Origin of the sequence: Microvirga ossetica, assembly GCF_002741015.1 — a bacterium.
Classification (GTDB): domain Bacteria; phylum Pseudomonadota; class Alphaproteobacteria; order Rhizobiales; family Beijerinckiaceae; genus Microvirga; species Microvirga ossetica.
The window spans coordinates 389081-409623 of sequence record NZ_CP016616.1; the positions used below are offsets into that span (position 1 = coordinate 389081).

A 20543-nucleotide genomic window follows, 5' to 3' on the forward strand; every position below is an offset into this window, starting at 1 on the left:
ATGGGCCAGGTTCTCCATGGGAGCGCCACAACGCTCGATCCAGTCCGTCGAGCAATACAAAATAGTCAAGCGAGCCTGAGGGCCCTGGCCGAGCGCCATGGCATCAACCCGAAGACGGTCGCCAAATGGAAGAAGCGGGATACCACCGCAGATCGCCCGACGGGGCCGAGAGCACCGCATTCCACGGTGCTCTCGGTCCAGGAAGAGGCGATCGTCGTCGCCTTCCGCAAGCACACCCTGCTGCCGTTGGACGATTGCCTTTACGCCCTTCAGCCCACCATCCCGCACCTGACGCGCTCATCCCTGCATCGCTGTCTGCAGCGGCATGGTATCAGCCGCTTGCCAGAGGTGACCGGTGACAAGCCCGCCAAGAAGAAGTTCAAGAGCTACCCGATCGGCTACTTCCACATCGACATCGCCGAGGTGCACACGGAAGAAGGCCGGCTTTATCTGTTCGTGGCCATTGATCGCACGTCTAAATTCGCCTTTGCCCAACTGCATGAGAAAGCCACAAGGCGCGTGGCGGGTGACTTCCTGCGGGCGCTGATCGCGGCCGTGCCTTACAAGATCCACACGGTTCTCACCGACAACGGCACTCACTTCACCACACCCGGCAACACCAGTTCGGCTGCCCCTCTGATCAAAGAGGCGATGGCCCACGGCGAGATCTTCCGGGCCCATTCGTTCGAGCTCGCCTGTGCGCAGAACGACATCGAGCACCGCCTGACCAAACCACGCCATCCCTGGACGAACGGACAGGTTGAGCGCATGAACCGGACCCTCAAGGACGCGACCGTCAGGCGCTACTACTACGACACCCACGACCAGCTGCAGGGGCACCTGGGCGACTTCCTCGCCGCCTACAACTTCGCCCGAAGGCTCAAGACCCTGCGCGGCCTCACGCCCTACGAGTACATCTGCAAGATCTGGACAAGCGAGCCTCAACGCTTCAGGCTCGACCCGCTCCACCAAATGCCGGGACTAAACATCTAGGTTCCGATTTTGCGCCCAATCCCTACTCCCCGCCGCAAGGACGAGGGGATAAGCGACGGAGAGTCTTATCAGCCAGAGGATCTGTTGAGTCCCGGCCTCAATCCTGCTCGAGCGGGTTCGGCGCAGGCTCCCTCATCGGATCCCCCTCCTCCACGCGCCGCTCGAAATGGGCCATGGAGCAGGCGTGGGAGCACAGGAGGCCCCGGTCGGACCAATAGGACGGGCCGTTCTCGATGCGGCCGTAATGGTAGCCGAAATCGGGATGTCCGTAGGGACGTCCGCATTCGATGCAGGCACGGGCTTGGGGTTTCTGCAGCATGGATGAAGGCCGGTCTTAAGCCTACTCTCCCGGCGTCCAGGGCACGTAGTCGCCGGTTGCGGACGGGCGCTGACCGGAGGCAAGCACCGAGCCCTGCGGGCGATAGGCCTGGGTCGTCCCGGTCAGGTTGGGCAGGAAGGGCTTTTCCCAGGCATGGGCCTTGTAGGTCTCTTCGCTGGGAGCGAGGTCGCCGTTGTGGCACAGCCAGGCGCGCCAGCCGGGCGGCACCTTCGAGGCGTCGGCATAGCCGTTGTAGACGACCCAGCGGCGCTCGGCGCCCACATTCGAGTCGATCGGAATGGGTTGGGTGTAGCGGTAGTATTTGTTGCCGAACTCGTCCTCGCCCACGAACTGCCCCTTGCGCCAGGTGAAGTAGCGCGTGCCGAGGGTCTGTCCGTTCCACCAGGTGAAGAACTGGGTCCAAAACTGTTTCATGCTGCCGCCGCCGGAGGGGTTCGTGAAGTTGCGCGGAATATGGCGGCAAGGGGGAGCGAAGTCCAGCCTTGCGAGTCGCCAAAAGCCCGCAACTGATTCTCGGATTCGGCCCTTCCGGAAGGCGGGCGGAGGAATTTCCCGCATTCGGGCCATTTTGGGGCCCGAAACGGCCCCTCGGGAGGCTTCCACAGGAAGCATGTGAATTGATGCGCCGGCACAACATATCGGGCCTTCGCGCGGCGACCCGGAGCCGGCGAAATTCGGGCGCCGTCAAAGTGCGGAACGGATTCTCAAAGGAGTCTCTGTTACTTAGCCAGTTTTCCACATTCTTAACAATCTTCCACTATATATAGTTGGAACAGAGAGCCACGACACTAGTTCTTGACGTAAGGCTCGCAACACGACTAGCTTGCCGGGGTACCGATCAGAGACCGGCAACCGACCCGAAAGGGACGGTTGGAACCTCCCCAGAGTAAGCGTCAGAGCTCCGTGGCAACGAGATTGCCGCGCGACCTGTGGCGTCTGCAGGAGGCCGTAACTCGGCGGTTACGTGTGGCGATCCGAAAGAACGGGTCGTTGGGGCGTCGAACAATAATTTGGGCTGATGAGCTGCGGGGCAAATCGCGGCCACGGAGACGTTTGTCTCCGATACTTAGGAATGTGACAATGCGGATCGAGCGGCGTTATACCAAAACCGGACAATCGCCTTATTCCTCCCTCGCCTTCCGGCTCGCCACGAGCGAGATCCGCAATCCGGATGGCTCGGTCGTCTTCAAGCTCGAGAACATCGAGGTGCCGGAGACCTGGAGCCAGGTGGCCTCCGACGTGCTGGCCCAGAAGTATTTCCGCAAGGCCGGCGTCCCGGCCCGCCTGAAGAAGGTCGAGGAAAACGACGTCCCCTCCTGGCTGTGGCGCTCCGTGCCCGACGAGGCGGCGCTCGCATCCCTCCCCGAGGACCAGCGCCTCGGCTCCGAGATCTCCTCCAAGCAGGTCTTCGACCGCTTGGCCGGCTGCTGGACCTATTGGGGCTGGAAGGGCGGCTACTTCTCCTCCGAGGAGGATGCCCAGGCCTTTTATGACGAGCTGCGCTTCATGCTCGCCAACCAGATGGTCGCGCCGAACTCGCCGCAATGGTTCAACACCGGCCTGCACTGGGCCTACGGCATCGACGGCCCCGGCCAGGGCCACTATTACGTGGATTACAAGACCGGCAAGCTGACCAAGTCCAAGTCGTCCTACGAACACCCGCAGCCGCATGCCTGCTTCATCCAGGGCGTCGAGGACGACCTGGTGAACGACGGCGGCATCATGGACCTGTGGGTGCGCGAGGCGCGCCTGTTCAAGTACGGCTCCGGCACCGGCTCCAACTTCTCCAAGCTGCGCGGCGAGGGCGAGAAGCTCTCCGGCGGCGGGCGCTCGTCGGGCCTCATGAGCTTCCTCAAGATCGGCGACCGGGCCGCCGGCGCGATCAAGTCGGGCGGCACCACGCGCCGCGCGGCGAAGATGGTCGTGGTCGACGTCGATCACCCGGATATCGAGAGCTATATCGACTGGAAGGTGAAGGAAGAGCAGAAGGTCGCGGCGCTCGTCACCGGCTCCAAGCTCGCCGCCAAGCACCTCAAGGCCATCATGAAGGCCTGCGTGAATTGCGAGGCCGAGGGCGATGCCTGCTTCGATCCGGAGAAGAACCCGGCTCTGAAGAAAGAGATCAGACAAGCCCGCCGGGTCATGATCCCGGACAATTCCATCAAGCGCGTCATCCAGTTCGCCAAGCAAGGCTACACCGAGATCGACTTCCCCGTTTACGACACGGATTGGGACTCGGAAGCCTACCTCACGGTCTCAGGCCAGAACTCCAACAACTCCGTCTCGCTCACCGACGACTTCCTCCGGGCCGTCGAGAGCGATGCCGATTGGCACCTCACCGCCCGCAAGGACGGCAAGGTCGTGAAGACCCTCAAGGCCCGCGACCTGTGGGAGCAGATCGGCCATGCCGCCTGGGCCTCGGCGGATCCGGGCCTGCACTTCAACACCACCATGAACGACTGGCACACCAGCCCCGCCGGCGGACGCATCCGGGCGTCGAACCCCTGCTCGGAATACATGTTCCTGGACGACACGGCGTGCAATCTGGCATCGGCCAACCTGCTGCAGTTCTTCGACCGGCAGAACCACAAGTTCGACGCCGAGTCCTTCGAGCATGCCTGCCGCCTGTGGACGGTGGTGCTCGAAATCTCGGTGATGATGGCGCAGTTCCCATCGAAGGAGATCGCGCAGCTTTCCTACGAGTACCGCACGCTGGGCCTCGGCTTCGCGAACATCGGCGGCCTGCTCATGACCATGGGCCTGCCCTACGATTCCGACGCCGGCCGTGCCCTCGGCGGCGCGCTCACCGCGATCATGACCGGCGTGTCCTATGCCACCTCCGCCGAGATGGCGGGCGAGCTCGGGCCCTTCCCGAACTACAAGGCCAACGCCAAGCACATGCTGCGCGTGATCCGCAACCATCGCCGCGCGGCGCATGGCCTGTCGGATGGCTATGAGGGCCTCGCCGTCAACCCGGTGCCGCTCGATCACGCCTCCTGCCCCGATCAGGATCTCGTCGTCCATGCCAAGTCCGTCTGGGACCGCGCCCTGGAACTCGGCGAAAAGAACGGCTACCGCAACGCGCAATCCACCGTCATCGCGCCCACCGGCACGATCGGCCTCGTGATGGATTGCGACACCACCGGCATCGAGCCCGACTTCGCGCTCGTGAAATTCAAGAAGCTCGCCGGCGGCGGCTACTTCAAGATCATCAACCGGGCCGTGCCCGATGCGCTGCGCGCGCTCGGCTACCGCGAATCCGAAATCGCCGAGATCGAGGCCTACGCGGTCGGCCACGGCTCCATGAAGCAGGCTCCCGCCGTCAACCCCGGCTCGCTTCGCTCCAAGGGTTTCTCGGACGAGAAGATCGACGCGGTGGAGAAGGGCCTGAAATCGGCCTTCGACATCAAGTTCGTCTTCAACCGCTGGACTCTCGGCGAGGATTTTCTGACCGGCACGCTCAAAGTCCCGGCGGAAAAACTCAACGATCCGTCCTTCGACCTGCTCACCTTCCTCGGCTACTCGAAGGCCGACATCGAGGCCGCGAACATCCACATCTGCGGAGCGATGACTCTTGAGGGAGCACCCTTCCTCAAGACCGAGCATTACGCGGTGTTCGATTGCGCCAACCCGTGCGGCAAGATCGGCAAGCGCTATCTCTCGGTCGAGAGCCACATCCGCATGATGGCGGCCTCGCAGCCCTTCATCTCGGGTGCGATCTCCAAGACCATCAACATGCCCAACGACGCCACCGTCGAGGATTGCAAGAACGCCTACATGCTGTCCTGGAAGCTGGCGCTCAAGGCGAACGCCCTCTACCGCGACGGCTCCAAGCTCTCGCAGCCGCTGAACTCCGCCCTCATCGCCGATGAGGACGAGGATGCGGAGGATGCCGCCGAGACCCTGGCCGCCCTCCCCGCCGCGGCAAAAGCGGCCCACGTGTCGGAGAAGATCGTCGAAAAGATCGTCGAGCGCGTGGTCGCCATGCGCGACCGCGAAAAGATGCCCGACCGCCGCAAGGGCTACACCCAGAAGGCCGTCGTCGGCGGCCACAAGGTGTACCTGCGCACCGGCGAATACGACGACGGACGCCTCGGCGAGATCTTCATCGACATGCACAAGGAAGGCGCCGCCTTCCGTGCGATGATGAACAACTTCGCCATCGCCATCTCGCTCGGCCTGCAATACGGCGTGCCGCTCGAGGAATACGTGGAGGCCTTCACCTTCACGCGCTTCGAGCCGGCGGGCTTCGTCCAGGGCAACGAGCGCATCAAGAGCGCGACCTCGATCCTCGACTACGTGTTCCGCGAGCTCGCGGTCTCGTATCTCTCCCGCAACGACCTCGCCCATGTCGATCCGTCGGAAGCAGGCCCCACCACCATCGGCTCGGGCGAAGCCCAGTCGAAGGCGCCGGAGCCGGCGCCTGCCACGGCCATCGTCTCCCGCGGCTTCGTGCGCGGCAATTCCGACCGCCTCATGCTGATCCCCGGCGGTGGTGGCAGCGCCACTGGCATTGGTCAGCGCTCACCCGGTCTGACGGTCGGCGCGAACGCGCTCAAGGGCGAGCTCGCCCCGGCCGCCGCAGCCGTCGAGGAGACGGTGGGCGAAGCCGAGATGTCCAAGCTCGCCTTCGCCGCCCCGGCCCCGTCCATGGCCGACAAGCGCGCCGAGGCCAAGATGAAAGGCTATGTCGGCGAATCCTGCCCCGAATGCGCCAACTTCACGCTGGTGCGAAACGGGACGTGCTTGAAGTGCGATACGTGCGGTGGGACAACCGGGTGCTCTTGATTATTCCGAGTGTTTGTCTGTTGTGACGTGACCCAAAGTTTGTCCGCTGCGAGCGACAGTGCGTCCGCAAATCGACGCATAGTTCGCCCGCAGCGGGTGAACGCCGGAACACCCTTGCAATAGGCTGTCCGGGTTCCGTCCGAGCCTCTCAACAATTCTTCTGGGCGGCGTTCGTGCCTACGATGCCGCCCCCTCCCCAAGCTATGAACCACCAGGGCTGATGGGCGCTCTTGGCGCGCGTCAACTGGTTACTCGAACAAACGATGAACAGCCTGGCCGTTAGGACGAGGTCCCGGCCGGGCTTGAAGGATTCGGCAAATGACAGTGACTTTGACCTTCCACCCGCTCAACAACGCTGACTCGACGCGCATCGACCTGAAGGATGGCCGCAAGCTTCTCGTCGATTACGCCGACATGCGTAACCCGAACGACGCCGCGGATCCCTGTATCGATCTTCCCACCGCCCTTCGGAACGACCTCCGGGCCAAAGCGCGCGACTACTTCGACGTCGTCCTCTTCACCCATCTGGACGCGGACCACACGATGGGCGCCGGCGACTTCTTTCATTTCGAGCGGTGGACCAGCTACCAGGGTAACGGCCGCATCAAGATGAAAGAGCTCTGGGTTCCGGCGGCTGCCCTCACTGAGGAAGGATGCGAAGGCGATGCCAAAATCATCCGGCAGGAGGCTCGTCATCGCTTCATCCAGGGCAAGGGCATCCGTGTGTTTTCCCGACCAGGGCGCCTGCGCAAATTCTGTGAGGACAATGGTATCCGCCTCGAAGGTCGTCTCCATCTGATCACGGACGCCGGCAAGCTAGTGCCTGGCTTTGACGACCTCAACGCCGCTGGGGGTGTTGAGATCTTCATTCACAACCCTCTGGCATGGCGTCTCAATGACCGTGAAGTCGAGGAGAGGAACGAGGATGCCGTCGTCTTTCAGGCCGTATTCCGCGAGGGCATGACCGACACCAAAGTCCTGTTCGCCTCCGACGTCAATGCGGACACACTGAGCCACATCGTGCAGACCTCAAAGCGGCATAAGAACGAGGATCGTCTCCGCTGGCATGTTTTCAAGATCCCGCATCACTGCAGCTACAAGTCGTTGAACTGCAACGACAAGGGCGTCGATAAGACCACCCCTATTGAGGATGTGCGCTGGCTGTGTGAGGAGCAGGCGGAGCCCCGCGGGATCATGGTTTCCACGAGCGAGATCAATCCCGGAAAGGGTTCTGAGCGCGACAAGAACGTCCGTCCCCCACACCGACAGGCCGCTGCCTATTACGAAGACGTCGCGGCCGAGGTGGACGGCCAGTTCGAGGTCACGATGCATCACTCCCCGCGTCGTAATCCGAAGCCCTGCCAGGTGTCCATTACGACCGCTGGCGCGTCGTTTGTCGCCACCGCGGCGCTCCCGTCTGACTACGTAGCGGCCACTCCGATGAGGGCTGGTTGATGGCACCTCAATCTCTCGACGACGTTTTCGGCCCCCCTCTCGAAATCGATGCGCTGTCGCATCCCCGCGCGATTGCGGTCGCGCGGCTGCTCCGTGATGGTGACACACAGGGGTATCGTCTGATCGAGGCTCGGCGCGCTCTTGGGGGCGCTGAGGCTCTCATTGTCAGGGTGCATGTCGACCGGCCGCAGCAGTTCGTTCATCCCCTCAAGGCTGTCGAGCCTTTGGCGCTTCGCTTCGAGGCCCAGGACCTGCCTGGCGTGTTCTCGATCCGCGAGGATTTTCCGCCTGCGCCCCACTCGTGCACTGGCTCGCCGTCCGATCCACTGTACCTCTGCATTGATGACCGACCCTGGAGCGAAGCTCGGCTGAGTTGGACGCCAAGCGACTTCCTGGTTCGGATCCAGAATTGGCTCGCCATGACCGCGCGGGGCCAATTGCATGGACAGGATCGCGCTCCGTATCCGCTTTTTGCCAGTCTCGGCCCCATTGTTGTGCTTCCGCGCAGTGTGTTGGCGCGCGTCTCGGAGGAGCCGGTCGGGCTCTCCCTCTACCGGGTTGAAGCGGAGGCGCAGCGTGAGGTTCTCCTCGCGACCACAGGCCCAGTGCCGAAGGGCTTCAACCGGGTTCCCATGATGGTGCTTGGATTGGGTGTTCCCCCGCAGCATCAAGGGCAGATCAGGTTTCCACCCCGGACCTTGGGCGAGCTCGTCGACCTGCTCTCTCCGCTTGGGGTGGACCTCATCTCTGAACTCCGGAAACGGATCTGGGCCGAGATGGGGCAGGCACGGGATAGCGCTCCCATCAGCGATAGGCCTCTGAGTGCCAGGCTCGGCGTGATCGTCGCGTTCCCAATGCAGGACGAGGCGGGATCGACAACGGCTGGCACAGACCTCCGGGGCTTCTTCTCGCGCTCTACCGTCGCGGAAATCGGCGAAAGCATCGGCTGCTTGGAAAAATCACCTGACGGCGTTTATGGGCGGCTTCTCTTCTCCAGCTCGACCGGCCCGCTGGACCATGATCTGATCCCGGGCGAGCTGCACATCGGCTACGACCGCGAATTGGCGACCATCGTCTCAGGTCGAGAGAGCATTGACCAACGCGCCGTGGTGATGGTTGGCGCGGGCGCCGTCGGCTCGCACGTTGCCAGCTTCCTCGCGCGAGAGGGGATGTTCTCCTGGACCGTGATCGACGACGATCACTTCCTCCCCCACAACGCCGTGCGCCACGTCCTTTACCCAGAGGCCGTCGGAATTTCGAAGGCTCGGGCTCTTGCATCGACCCTCGACGAGATCCTCGCCGTCACCGACACCCGTTACGTCGTAGCTAACGCGCTGGGCAACGGGCCGAGGCATGAGGAGGTTCAAGCGGCGCTCGCCTCCTCCGAACTGATCTTCGATGCTTCCGCATCAATAACTGTCAGCCGGCATCTCTCTGCAGGCGCTCCATCTGCCGTTCGCCGCATGTCGTTCTTTTTCAACCCGGATGGGACCGACGCCGTCCTCCTTGTGGAGCCCGCTGATCGCCAATCCACCCTGCGCGACTTGGAAGCCCAGCACTATGGAATGGTCGTGCAGGATCCGCACCTCATCAGTCACTTGCGGATGACGGAGGAGCGCATCGCCTATTCCGGAGCGTGCCGACAAGCCACGAACCGGATGCCCGAGACGCGTGTCGCAGCGCTCTCGGCAGCAATCGCCATGGGGGTCAAGGAAGCCCTCGACGGCGACGATGGGGCCGTCACAGTCTGGCGCCTTGCGGACGGCGGGATGCATTGCATCCGAGCTCACGCCGTCAAGTGGCATCGGTTCGATGTGGGAGGTTGGAGCCTGTCGCTTTCCTATGACCTGAAGGCCGTGCTCGAAAGCCGTCGGCAGCAAGCGCTCCCGGCCGAAACCGGGGGCGTCCTGCTTGGTGTCGTCGACATGGAGGCCCGCACGATCCACGTGTGCTCGGCACTGGACGCCCCCGAGGACAGCAAGGGAGACCCGGCCGCATTCGAGCGCGGCATCGCCGGCCTTCGCGAGAAGATCGGCCACGCCTCTGCGGAAACCGGAGGTCAGCTCACTTATGTGGGCGAGTGGCACTCCCACCCCGCAGGTCACCCCACAACCCCAAGCCTGACGGACCTCTCCCAACTTGGTGAACTGGCCCGCGTTCTCGACATGAACGGGCTGCCCGGCGTCATGGCCATCGTCGGAGACGACGGTATCCGGATCCATACGGCCGGCCTGCTCGGTGGCGACGAGCCCTTGGTCATCATCAATGCCACCGGAGCAGTGCAATGAACCTTCCGATCCCTAACCCGCGTCCGAAGTTGGGTTTGGCCCTCTCAGGTGGCGGTATCAGAGCTGCGGTGTTTCATCTGGGGGTCCTCCGTCGATTGGCGGAGGAAAACCTGCTGGAAAGCGTTTCTCATCTCTCGACTGTCTCAGGCGGGAGCCTCGTGACGGCGGCTATCTTCGCGCACTCCGAGTGGGTGTGGCCAGCGTCTGTGGCCTATCGCTCTGAAGTCTATCCAAAACTCCGAGACCTCCTGACCTCTCGGGACCTATTCAGCTTTGCGGCCGTTGGCTGGCTCGGCGCGGTCCGACACAGTCACCGCGTCGCCTTCAATCGCGCCGATCTGCTTGCAAGGCTCCTCGAAAGCAGTTGGGGGATCACTGCGATGCTTTCGGACCTTCCGGTCCACCCGATCTGGGCGATTAACACGACCTGCATCGAGACAGGCAAAAATTGGAGGTTCTCCCAGCGAGAGATGGGTGACTGGACCTTTGGGAGGCACTACAACCCTTCCTACAAGGTCGCCGCGGCTGCTGCGGCTTCGGCAGCCGTGCCCTACGCCATTGGCGCTCTTGCGTTCGATCTCCCATCGGAGGGCTGGCACCGGACTGATCCGGCCACGAGGACCCCACTCGCGAAAACAACTCCTGCAATGCCGCGGGTACGCTTGTGGGACGGAGGGGCTTACGAGAACCTGGGGCTGGAGTTCCTCTATAAGCCGGGCGCACAACTGAAGGAGTGCGACCTGTTGATCTGCAGCGATGCGTCGGGGCCCCTACGTCCGCCGGTTGGATTGCTGCAAAGACTTCGCCCAGAAGGGCTCTCGTCCCCCAGGCTGTTTAATATTGCCAGCGATCAAATCCGCGCGCTGCGGTCTCGGATGCTGGTCCGAGACTTCGAGGCCGGAACCATTCGAGGGGCGCTCATCAAAATGGGCAACTCGGTGCGCGATATCGACATCCAGGTCAAACGCGGCCGCGACGACTACGACCTTTACCTCTCGGACGAGGAAAGCCGGCTCGCGCTCACGCATCCCACCGATCTGAAGGCTCCCTCAAAGGATCTCTTCGACCGGATCGCCCGTCATGGCTTTGAGGCTGCCGATGCGACCCTTTCGGTCCGCCTTCCTACCGAGTTCCCCCAACCCTATGCCTGGTCAGCCTGATGAGAAGCATCACAACCCGTTTCCGTGCGTATCAGTTGGGATGCTCGGGTTCGTCGTTCTCCTTCTTCGCGGGGGGACATTTCACCGTTTTGGAGGCACGCCTGACAGCGCAGAGCCGACCATCTCTCGTCTATGAGATGCAACGTTGCGGGTTGGACGGTGCCGATACATTGCATATAACGAGCTGGGACACCGACCACTGCAACCATTGTGAGCTTGAGGATCTCCTCAACCTCATCCACCCAGCCAAGATCGAGTGTCCCGGCTACGAACCCTACTCGGAGTCCGCCAAGAAGTCCTTGAAGACCATTGAAAACTACCGCATCAGCCGGCGCTTCTCCAATCGCGGGACAGAGATCCGCGCTATCACCCCGGCGTACATCTCAAGCCTCTCAAAGGCCGAAGAACTCGCCTTCCGGGATACCTTCTACAATCCGAAATGGATCGACCTGAATTGTGCGAACAACAACTCGACGGTGAAGCATTTTCGGGGAGGAAGCTTCAACGTTCTGAGCCTGGGCGATGTTGAGGATCACCGGATCTCAGCCCGTCTCAGACGGGGGCGGATCCTGAAAGAACAAACCGATGTAATGATCTTGGCCCACCACGGGGCCGACAATGGGTTTACCAATAAAGATTTCATAGCCCGGCTTCGTCCGAAGCTGGCTATCTGTTCCGCTGACTATGCCAATCAATATGACCACCCGCGTCAAGAGATACGGGATCTTCTCTTTGATTACGGCGTCCGTCTGATGACTACAAAGACCGGGGACATTATTGTTAAATCCATTGGTGACCACACAGGACACTACCGAGCCATCAATCTCAAAGGAAACTCGAAGGAAATTTCCTCAAGCTGTGATTTTAGATCAAAGAAGGCACAGCTCCTTTCTTTTAACGAGGATACCATCCGACAGAGGATGATGCCGCGACCTCACTATCTGAATCTCCGGTAGAAGGAGCGCAGTACGAACGAGAAAGCCCAGGCTCCGGGGCGAACGGGCGGGGTGCTGCCGCACCTCCTGCCTCGCGCACTACGGGCCTGGGCTGATTGGGGTCCAGACGGGCGCCTGCATCGTCAGGCAAGCGCAGGAACAGGCCGCGCCGGAGTACATCTGTCCTGGCACGGCCTCATCGAGGCAGGTGGTGACGCCCGCCGCTTCGTAGTCCACATACGATGTCACTGGGGTAAACCTGATATGGGGATTGAAACACAATCCGCAAGAGGCGGCACCTGAAGGTCCGCAGCCCATATTACCCGGTCATGCGTGCATTCTCGGCGGGCGGAAGGCCGATGCCCACGGCCGAGGGTAGAAACTCGTGTGTCGCCGAACACTGGAGCTGGCCGTGGGATAATCTACCCTTACAAGCAGTGCTTTGCCCGGTGCTTCGCCAGGAAATACGGGTCGGGGTGAAGAGCTCGATCCTGCGGCAAGAGAATCTGTCTCTCCCGCTCACCGATCAGGCCGCGAAGCTCCGGCGGCACCTTGTTATGTGAAAGGATCAACGAATAGTCGGCTCGAATGCCGATCAGGCCCCGGTCGAACATCCAGTGGAAGGTTTGGCTTAGGGCAATGCCGTTCTGGACCATGTCCGGCCCACCGTCCTCCACCGCCCAGATGTGAGCGGCATGTACCTCGGGACGACCACCGCCGTTCCGGATCTCCAGCCCTGTGACGGCGCACCGATAACCATAGGCTTCCCGCACATTCAGGCGGAACATAGCGTCTCGCACCGAGCGATTGATGAGGTACTGCTCAACGCGTCGCTCGCGCTCGCCAGGAGCAAGGCGTAGGAGTTCTCCTGTCTCCGGATCCCGCAGGGCGTCGTCCAGATCATGCAGTGCCACCTTGGACTGGTCAAAGAGCTCGCCGAGACCTGCAATCACAATGTGGGCGAAATCCTGAGCCGGTAGGCCTCGAATTGAGTTCTGCAGCAGTCCCTTGGCGCTGGACGGGTGCTTAATCCGACTCTCCCAGTAAGTGCCATCGGGGCGCCGGAGTGGCACTGGGCGCTGGAACGGCAGGAATTGGTCAACGAGCGCGAAGTAGTGGTCTGAGAGTCCGGTCTCGTCGTCTGGGACAACCTTCAGCACCCGAGCTGTGGCAAAGTAAATATTGCGGCCACGGCCTTTGTCGGCACGCCGGGGCTCGTAATAGACAATCCGCTTGCCCACTGACATCCGGGCGGGTTTCAGGAGCTGCTCGGAGAAATGATACCGCTCCTCGATTCGATCCTTGTAAGATGTGCCCCGCGACGCATTGAAGGCTGCGTAGGGATAATCCGCCTCCACTTTCTCCCCCGATCTTTGCCCAAGGAGCCCGAACTCCGTTAGAGGGGCATCAACGGACGCCCTCTTTCAACAGATGGCATCTCTTGTATTTGAGTCGGCTGCCACAATAGCAGGGATCGTTGCGCCCTATCTTGCGCTTTCTCGCCCCACTAATGGATTTCAAGATGTCCTCTATTGGTTTTGGCGTCGCCATCTTCGCTGTGGCTGCATCCATTGCGGCATCATGCTGCCAGGGATAATTGAGCATCAGACCGAAGCGGACGGCTCCATCACCCGGTCGGATAACAAGTCCAGACCAAGTGCTTGCCTTGACGCTGTACTTGCGGCGTTCGCAATGGCGTTTGAGTTGTGGCCCTGCGGTCTCGTCAGGCATCGCATTGCAATGGACCGTAATCCCACTGCCTTCTTCTCCGTAGGTTATGGAGGCGTCGTGGTTCTTCCCATCTCTGGTGGCGTCAGTCACGATTTTGTCGATCAACCGGCTCAATGTATTCGCGCTATCGCCGCTGAGCTTAAGGAGTTCGAGGCCGATGCCGATTGCTCCAGGGTCGGAGCGATTTTCGATCTCCTCGATGAGGCGACCGATGGCTGTACCCTTTAGTTCCGTCATAATCCCAGGAGGGTCCTTTTCGCCGGGAATACCCTGACGCCGGGCCGCCATCGCTATGTCCAGATCAGCGGAAATGTCATCTTGCAACGCTATGAAGTCGTACTCACCGAGCCAAAGGTTTTGCTTGAGGTGGAAACCCAGAGCCACGATCTCATGGCTGAGACTGACATTGTTGGCGGCTTTCGCCCGCAATTCGAGATAGCTGAGAAGGCGAAGCGGTGTTTCCAGAAACTCGGTCACGACGTCGATAAAGAACACGTCGCATACGAGCGGCTGCTCGATGTGGTCGACCGGATGGAAGGAAAGGAATTGCTGGGCTTGGAAGCTCAAGGCCGGGTAATGGTCGGAGACGACGCAAACGGGATGGATCTTTCTCAGAACCCCGGCGAGCTTGACCTCGCCGCCTGAACGCTCAGCAAGGAACGAGGTTCCCGCGAGCAGATGCTGACTGCAAAGGACCGCCTGGTCGCATGCCTCTTGGACGGCAGCCTTGAAATCCTTCTTCAGTTGGAGATCATTACCTTTGCGGGCTTCCAGCGTCAGTTTCTTCGACTTGGCCTGGACGACAATGGCACGGTCACCAAACAACACCAACGCATCAATTTCACCAAGCTTCTTCTTGCGCGCGCTGGTCTCCCAGAGATCGACATTAAGTAAAACCTTGTCGGCACCGAACACGCGTTGCAGGCGCGCCGCGGTGAACTCTTCGGTGAAACCACCTCGATTCTCCGTTGCGATGCTCGCGTAAGTTTTGTCGCGGATCATCCAGTAGAATGGCGTGTCGTACAGGGCCTCTGCCAAGCTCACATAAAGAAACAGGATGCGGTTATTACCGTCGGCTTTAAGGATGGGGTACCCGTTGACGGCATTGAACTCATTGAACGATGTGAAGGTCGGGTTGCCATCTTCCGGGCATGTAAACGCATCGACAACGGCACTGACCGTTGCTTCCGGCAAGCCTGATTTTGCCGTGAGATCATTGATGGTAAATTGGAATCCCGGAAGGAAGATCCACGTTTCCGGCCAGATCTTGTTCATGCCCTGCAATGTCTTGGCTAGATTGTCGTTCAGGAAGTCCTCAAGCGCAGAAACAATTTTTCGTGCTTCATCTGGTGTAAAGCCTTTGTTTTCCCTGAACCACTCTTCGTCGCGAGCATACCTTTCGACGGACAGGTCGCGGTACTGAAAGCTATATGCAGACTCGGCACTGTAGAAGATCGACTCCCGTAGAACCTCTGCATTGGCAAATGGATTGAAATTCTCGGCACCACTGGGATCCGTAATCGCTTTCTGGAATTCAGCTTTGATGGGCTCTCCGAATGCCTCTTGTAGCTCCTTCAGGAGGGCTTCGGTGCGCTCGATATAATTTTCCAGCGTCTTCATACCGGGGACCGTCAGATCGCGCGGCGCGCGAACCATTAACCCGATGAGGGTTGTCATCTCGGTGCGAATAAGCCGCCCAGGTGAGAAGAGTTGCGCGTAATCATCGCCTTGGAGGGCTTCGCCATAGCCTACAACATGATCGCGGAAGCAGAGATAGGCTATTGCGTGCGCGTATCCCGGGCTGGCACATAGTTCAGCCAAGTCATTGAAGATCTCCTGTTCTGCACGCGCAGTCATAATTATCTCCACCTTTCCGATGCACGCATAGCTTCGCTTAACGTGTGGAGGAATTTAACGAGACTTGGATACTTGAGAGCGGGGCAGCAGCCGCGCCATCTCGCTGAAGTTCGGGATTCCCGACCAGGCGCCGTATGATCCGACCACATAGAGGTTCTGCTTCGCTCGCGTGACGGCCACGTTGAGGATGTTGGGTCCCGAGCCGGCCCATCTCCTCGCGCCATGCTGGCCCGCGTTCGGAGCGCCGAGCAGGAGGATCACCGTCTCGGCCTCGCGGCCTTGGAAGGTGTGGATCGTGCCGACGCGATCGCGTGCCCACTCGTCGGGCTGTGCCTGAAACGTCGAGAAGATGTCCCGCTCTCGTTCGAGCCGCCGGCGCATCTCCTGCTCGACGATCTTGAACGGGGTGATCACGAAGATGTCCGGCGACGTGATGCCGGCTGCGGCGACCGCTCTCAGCATCCGGACGACGATCTCGCCCTCGTCGGGACACCACTTGGTCTCCGCCGTCCCGTCGATGTCGAACCAGCAGGATTGGCCCAGCAGCCTGCCGACTGGCCCAGGATCCTTCGGTTTCGGGGCATGCACCATCTCGCCGGCATAGGCGATCTCGTTGGAGATCCTGAACATGGGATCCTGGCAGCGGCGATGCACCAGCAGCGGCACCCCGACAGTCCGCCTGCCCTGGTCCGAACTGAAAGACGCCTTCGTCTTGGAGGCCTTGTCCGCGAGCGTCTGGGCGGAGGCGATCGGCGCCGCCCATTCGGCCATGTCGACCTTGAAGAACGTGCATATCTCGGCGGTGAGGCGGTCGGGCAGCGAGACCACCGGCGGGATCTGGAGCGGATCTCCGACAACGATGGACCGCTTCGCCCGCATGATCGCCCCGATGGCAGCCTGCGGCAGCGCCTGACCGGCCTCGTCGATCAGAAGCCACCCCAGACTACCCGGCTTCAGGTCGCCGAGCATCCGGTCGACGGACGCGAACGTGGTCGACACGACCGGGATGACCATGAAGAGCGTAGACCACAGGTCGCCCAGCAGCGCCTTCTTCTCCTCCGGGAACGCACCTGCCGTGAAGGCGCTCATCAGGGCACCCAGGTTATGCTGCACCTTCTGGGCCGAGGCGTCGACGAACGCCTTCTGGACCTCCAGGGCAGCCATGAAGAGTTCCTCGCGCTTGCGCTGGAGGGCGTCAGGCAGCCACGGAGCCGTCAGGTGGATCTTCTCGTGATCGCCGCCGAAGAAGCCTTGGTCGATGAGCCTGTCCTCGATCTCCGCCCGGCCCATGTCGACCGTCTGCCAGAGCCTGGATACGAGATCCCTCTGGCTTGCTAGGTCCTTCGCCGAGGCCGAGACTCTGCTGGCCAAGGCGTCGGAGACGGCTCGGGCGTCGGCCTTCGCCCTCTCTGCTGCTGCTGCCCTTGCCTGGGTTCCCTTCGTGCGATCGGCAAGTTCCTTCGCCTCCCTCGACCACGCCTTCCAGCTGGCAGTGCCGAACAGGCGTGCGAAGAATCCAGGGCGCAACAGGGTATGGCTTGCCTGGGCGGTCTCCTGGCGCCTGACCTCATCGGCCAGCTTCGCGTGTTCGGAGGTGTGCGCATCGAGCACGCGTCTAGCATCCGCACCCTGCCGCTCAAGCGCTGCGTGCTGCTCCTCGAGCTTGGCAAGCCTGTCGCGCTCTCCGGGCAGACGTTGGCAGGTAGCCCGAAGCTCCTCCAGGCGCTTGAGCTGGGCCTCGATCTCCCGCTTCAGTGCCCTGAACCGGGATCTGGCCTTGCGCCAGCATGCAGCGGCCGCATCTCCGGATGCCGGCTGCTCCCGGACGACCACCTCGGGCGTGCGCCGTTCGATCACCCGGTCCGTGACGGGATCCTTGATCTCGCGGACGGCGGACTCTCCCTTGGCGGCCTTGAGATAGACGCGGAAGCCGAACTCCTCGTCCCACCAGAACTTCTGCTGGAAGGCGGCCCGGTTCTTCGCGTTCCCGAGCACGGCGGCGATCAGACCCCAGGTTTCGACGGCCTTGATGTCGGAATCCACATCGTCGTCATCGAGCCCGACGGAGTTCGCGAGGCGGTTGCTGATCGAGCGGAAGTAGGTGACCTCGGTTGGCCGGCCGAACTCCTTCTTCAGGGGCAGCTCGCGGCTGACGTTCTCAACGGCCTTGTTGTTGCTCGACGCAACCAGGATCTCATGCCCCTTGAGGCTGGGATCAAGCCGGTAGAGGTGGAGGAAGGCGTTGCCTCCGACTGATAACTTCTGTCCCGAGCTGGTGAAGGCTGAAGCCGGATCATCGAACCGCACCATGGCGGCGGCACGGTCGACGACGCAGCTTGCGACCAGGTCGCGCAGCAGCGTGGTCTTTCCGGTTCCCGGCGGGCCGTTGACGCCCATGATGCCACCGCCGCCTCCAAGCTCGGACCGAGCCAGGTTCACGGCAGCCTGCTGGAGCAGCACGAGCGGGTGACCACCCGGTGACGGCCAGCGCGACGGAGGCATCTGGGCCGGGGCGACCGCAGGCTCGATGAGCTTCAGGTCGGCGAGGACATCCTCGGTCTTGCCGGGATGCTCCATGCCGAGGTAGCGCCGCAGGCCCGGACCGGAGTTGCCGTTGCCTACGAGTTCGGACGCCCGGGCGAGGTCGGCCAGGAAGAAGGAGTTCAGGAGTGAGGCCTCCGGCGGCGTCTTGGACTTGTAGTAGTGATAGACCCGCAGGGCGAATGTCGGCTTCTCGACGAGGTGTGCGGGAAGCTGGAACTGGGCGACGAGCCAATCGTGCGCCCGCCGGACGGTGGCCAAGTCCAGCGGCAACGGCTTCCCGTCGGGATCCTTGCGCCGCACGATCTGGTCGACACGGTCGAGCAGGGTCCGTTCGACTCGCGGCCATGCACCGAGCCCCCCGAGATTGAGCTTCAGAGCATGCGGCAGGGCCCATACGAAGGAGGACACGGCGATGGCGTTGTCCTCAAGCACGAAGCCGTCCTTGTCCACCAGCACGGCTGCGATCGCCGCCTTCTCCCGCTCCCGTCGGCTGCGCTCCTCGTCGGTCCCGAAGGCCTTCATGAGCTCATCGGTCGCCCGGTCCATCGCGATCGCCCCGAGGATCACCTGATAGTAGAGCTTCTTGTTGGGACGTGAGCGCTCGCCCGTACCCCACGGCACCTGGCCGGTAGTCAGTTCGGCAACGCACCGGCGATCCCCCGCAGCCAGATCCTCCGGCTTTCGGTAGGTTTGGGGAGACAGGGCTTCCAGAGCCGTCCATGCAGCGAGCAGGGCCCGTGGTTCGTTAGCGCCCCTGGGACTCGGAAACGTGGGCAGCGGCCCCAGGTCCTCTGTCGGAGGAGTTGCCTGTTGCCTCGGCGTCTCACGTGGTTCTGCCGGCTTGTGCGAGCGCAGTTCGCCGGCGGGTGGTTCAGGTGCCGAACGACGTGGAAAGGGCAGCAGGATTGCGCTCGGCGACGGCTCCGGTGCCGCCCTCCGGGGCGTCGAGTGCGGCGATCCTGCGGCTACTTCGGCCTGGACCTCGGCGCTCCTGAGATGCAACAAAGCGTCATCGACCTCGACCGCCAGATCCCTGGCCTTAGGCACGTTGCGGTGCTCCAGCTCATCAACCAGTGCTTCCAGGACCGCACGATGTCCGCGGGAAGCCTCGAACAGCGCTTTGAGTTCAGTGATCTTCTTCTGGAAGTACGGTCGTTGCCCCGGCATACACTAACCACTCTTATTCAGCTCGTGTGAGAGCCGTTTCCTGAGATGTCAGCCGCGAAGCTCCGCGTGTCAATTCCGTTTTAGGTTTGGCCAGTCACTCGCCTGCAGATCGCCAGCGACTGATGCTGCCACGGATCTGGTCGTGAGCCCTTCGCCCTGTCCCCAGGCCGCATGTCTATTCCAGGCAGTGCACCGTGAAGTGCCCATCGGCCCGCGTCTGGAATTGGTCGACGAAGGCGGCCCTGACGACCGCGCCACCGCTCGCGACGAGGGCCGGCACCGCGTGGGCAGCAATTGTCTGCGGCTCGACCACCCCGAACCGGGATCCGATCCGAGGCAGCAGGCGCGCGTTTGCCGAGCCACCTTCCTGAATAACCTCGCAAGCAGGTGCTTGGGCATAGTCGTTGCGCCAACCACCCTAAGCTTAGCCTTGACTTGCGCGACCACGCCCCTAATATGTCGATCGTTGCCATGTTTGCATCCCTTTAGCGAGGGGGCACAGGCACTTCGTCTGAGCAGCACCAGGGATCGTGGACGACGATCTTAACCAGGGTGCCACCGCTGGTAGGGCCATGCCATCGTACCAGTGACGCTCGAACACCCCTAGCCCGAGGCCGAATGGCCGCGCGAGCCATTGAGGCGAGCAGGGTGACGCCAGCGGGGATTGGCATGGCGCAGACTGAGGCGCGTCGGAATCTCCGATGCTGCGAAACTCGGTCTCCTCCACAACGAGGCAGCCATGCTCAAAAACGCGCGCGCGTTCTATCGCGTCACTACCTGTGGAACTTGCTCCGAAGAGGCGCGCACGATCTCTTCGTACCAAAGCCCGCCTCTGGCGCAGGCTGGTCCAAACCTGTTGGTGAAGACCAATGCTGGCGAGCCGCTATCGGCTCTCCGAATGGAAGTCTGGTCTCAAGATAGTAGAGCTGTTTTCTCTCACACTTCATTGGCGACGCAGGTTGGAAGCCTGCCACAAGATCTCGTTGATACTCGGTCCCTTCTACTGTTGCGCTCGAGCACAGTTCCGCACTGTGCAAAACCAAACGAGTACCCGCACTCATATTCGCGATACTCTCTAGCCCGTCAGCGCTTGACCGGTAAAGTGGAAGAGCCCTATCCGGAACGATTTCAGTCCAGCCTTAAGCACCGCGCTCGACAAGCCGACGGTCTCCGGAAAACGATGCTCAGATGCATCACCGGCCGGAAAGCACCACTGCTCCTCTCAGATTCAAGAGAGGCTATGCCGATCAACAGTGATGCCGTGTTGTCCCATGGACCTTTAGCC

General features: G+C 61.7%; 11 protein-coding genes. 6 read left to right on the forward strand and 5 right to left on the reverse strand.

The window, feature by feature from the left end:
- Positions 1-993: an IS481 family transposase gene (locus BB934_RS01720; RefSeq protein ID WP_099508093.1), complete on the forward strand. Its 993-nt coding sequence runs from the start codon at positions 1-3 to the stop codon at positions 991-993.
- Between the two features lie 97 nt (positions 994-1090).
- Here the strand turns inward: BB934_RS01720 and BB934_RS01725 are convergent, their stop codons facing one another.
- Both BB934_RS01725 and BB934_RS01730 read right to left on the reverse strand, forming a co-directional pair.
- Positions 1091-1312: a hypothetical protein gene (locus tag BB934_RS01725; protein ID WP_099508094.1), complete on the reverse strand. Its 222-nt coding sequence runs from the start codon at positions 1310-1312 to the stop codon at positions 1091-1093.
- A gap of 21 nt (positions 1313-1333) precedes the next feature.
- A complete protein-coding gene (locus BB934_RS01730) occupies positions 1334-1747 on the reverse strand; it encodes an NADH:ubiquinone oxidoreductase subunit NDUFA12 (protein WP_099512583.1) in 414 nt (137 codons plus the stop codon).
- 666 nt (positions 1748-2413) lie between these two features.
- Here BB934_RS01730 and BB934_RS01735 point away from each other — a divergent pair.
- The 5 genes from BB934_RS01735 (at position 2414) to BB934_RS01755 (ending at position 11980) form a co-directional block, all read left to right on the forward strand.
- Entirely contained in the window at positions 2414-6121 is a 3708-nt protein-coding gene (locus tag BB934_RS01735; RefSeq protein ID WP_099508095.1) for a vitamin B12-dependent ribonucleotide reductase, read from the forward strand.
- Between the two features lie 318 nt (positions 6122-6439).
- Complete coding sequence (locus BB934_RS01740; RefSeq protein ID WP_099508096.1) at positions 6440-7576, forward strand: ComEC/Rec2 family competence protein; 1137 nt, start codon at positions 6440-6442, stop codon at positions 7574-7576.
- Positions 7576-9864: a ThiF family adenylyltransferase gene (locus BB934_RS01745; RefSeq protein ID WP_099508097.1), complete on the forward strand. Its 2289-nt coding sequence runs from the start codon at positions 7576-7578 to the stop codon at positions 9862-9864. The genes BB934_RS01740 and BB934_RS01745 overlap by 1 nt, the downstream gene beginning before the upstream one ends.
- Positions 9861-11024 (forward strand): patatin-like phospholipase family protein, encoded by a 1164-nt coding sequence (locus BB934_RS01750; RefSeq protein WP_099508098.1) that lies wholly within the window; start codon positions 9861-9863, stop codon positions 11022-11024. Before BB934_RS01745 ends, BB934_RS01750 begins: the two co-directional genes overlap by 4 nt.
- The gene (locus BB934_RS01755; RefSeq protein ID WP_099508099.1) at positions 11024-11980 is read left to right on the forward strand and encodes a ComEC/Rec2 family competence protein; all 957 of its coding nucleotides are present in this window, start codon (positions 11024-11026) and stop codon (positions 11978-11980) included. Before BB934_RS01750 ends, BB934_RS01755 begins: the two co-directional genes overlap by 1 nt.
- 407 nt (positions 11981-12387) lie before the next feature.
- Here BB934_RS01755 and BB934_RS01760 read toward each other — a convergent pair whose 3' ends face one another.
- From BB934_RS01760 to BB934_RS01770, 3 genes are read right to left on the reverse strand one after another with little or no spacing between them, the layout of a single operon-like run.
- On the reverse strand, positions 12388-13317 hold the full coding sequence (locus tag BB934_RS01760) for an HNH endonuclease (RefSeq protein ID WP_099508100.1): 930 nt from the start codon (positions 13315-13317) through the stop codon (positions 12388-12390).
- Positions 13318-13366: 49 nt separating this feature from the next.
- Positions 13367-15547, reverse strand: coding sequence for a YecA family protein (locus BB934_RS01765; RefSeq protein ID WP_099508101.1), 2181 nt, complete (start codon positions 15545-15547; stop codon positions 13367-13369).
- Between the two features lie 54 nt (positions 15548-15601).
- Positions 15602-19258, reverse strand: a complete 3657-nt coding sequence (locus BB934_RS01770) for a DEAD/DEAH box helicase (RefSeq protein ID WP_099508102.1) — start codon at positions 19256-19258, stop codon at positions 15602-15604.
- Between the last annotated feature and the right edge of the window lie 1285 nt (positions 19259-20543).

Bases quoted from the DNA above. Each gene is read 5' to 3' on its own strand.
- BB934_RS01720 (WP_099508093.1), top strand. From the start codon at position 1: ATGGGCCAGGTTCTCCATGGGAGCGCCACAACGCTCGATCCAGTCCGT.
- BB934_RS01725 (WP_099508094.1), bottom strand. From the start codon at position 1,312: ATGCTGCAGAAACCCCAAGCCCGTGCCTGCATCGAATGCGGACGTCCC.
- BB934_RS01730 (WP_099512583.1), bottom strand. From the start codon at position 1,747: ATGAAACAGTTTTGGACCCAGTTCTTCACCTGGTGGAACGGACAGACC.
- BB934_RS01735 (WP_099508095.1), top strand. From the start codon at position 2,414: ATGCGGATCGAGCGGCGTTATACCAAAACCGGACAATCGCCTTATTCC.
- BB934_RS01740 (WP_099508096.1), top strand. From the start codon at position 6,440: ATGACAGTGACTTTGACCTTCCACCCGCTCAACAACGCTGACTCGACG.
- BB934_RS01745 (WP_099508097.1), top strand. From the start codon at position 7,576: ATGGCACCTCAATCTCTCGACGACGTTTTCGGCCCCCCTCTCGAAATC.
- BB934_RS01750 (WP_099508098.1), top strand. From the start codon at position 9,861: ATGAACCTTCCGATCCCTAACCCGCGTCCGAAGTTGGGTTTGGCCCTC.
- BB934_RS01755 (WP_099508099.1), top strand. From the start codon at position 11,024: ATGAGAAGCATCACAACCCGTTTCCGTGCGTATCAGTTGGGATGCTCG.
- BB934_RS01765 (WP_099508101.1), bottom strand. From the start codon at position 15,547: ATGACTGCGCGTGCAGAACAGGAGATCTTCAATGACTTGGCTGAACTA.
- BB934_RS01770 (WP_099508102.1), bottom strand. From the start codon at position 19,258: ATGCCGGGGCAACGACCGTACTTCCAGAAGAAGATCACTGAACTCAAA.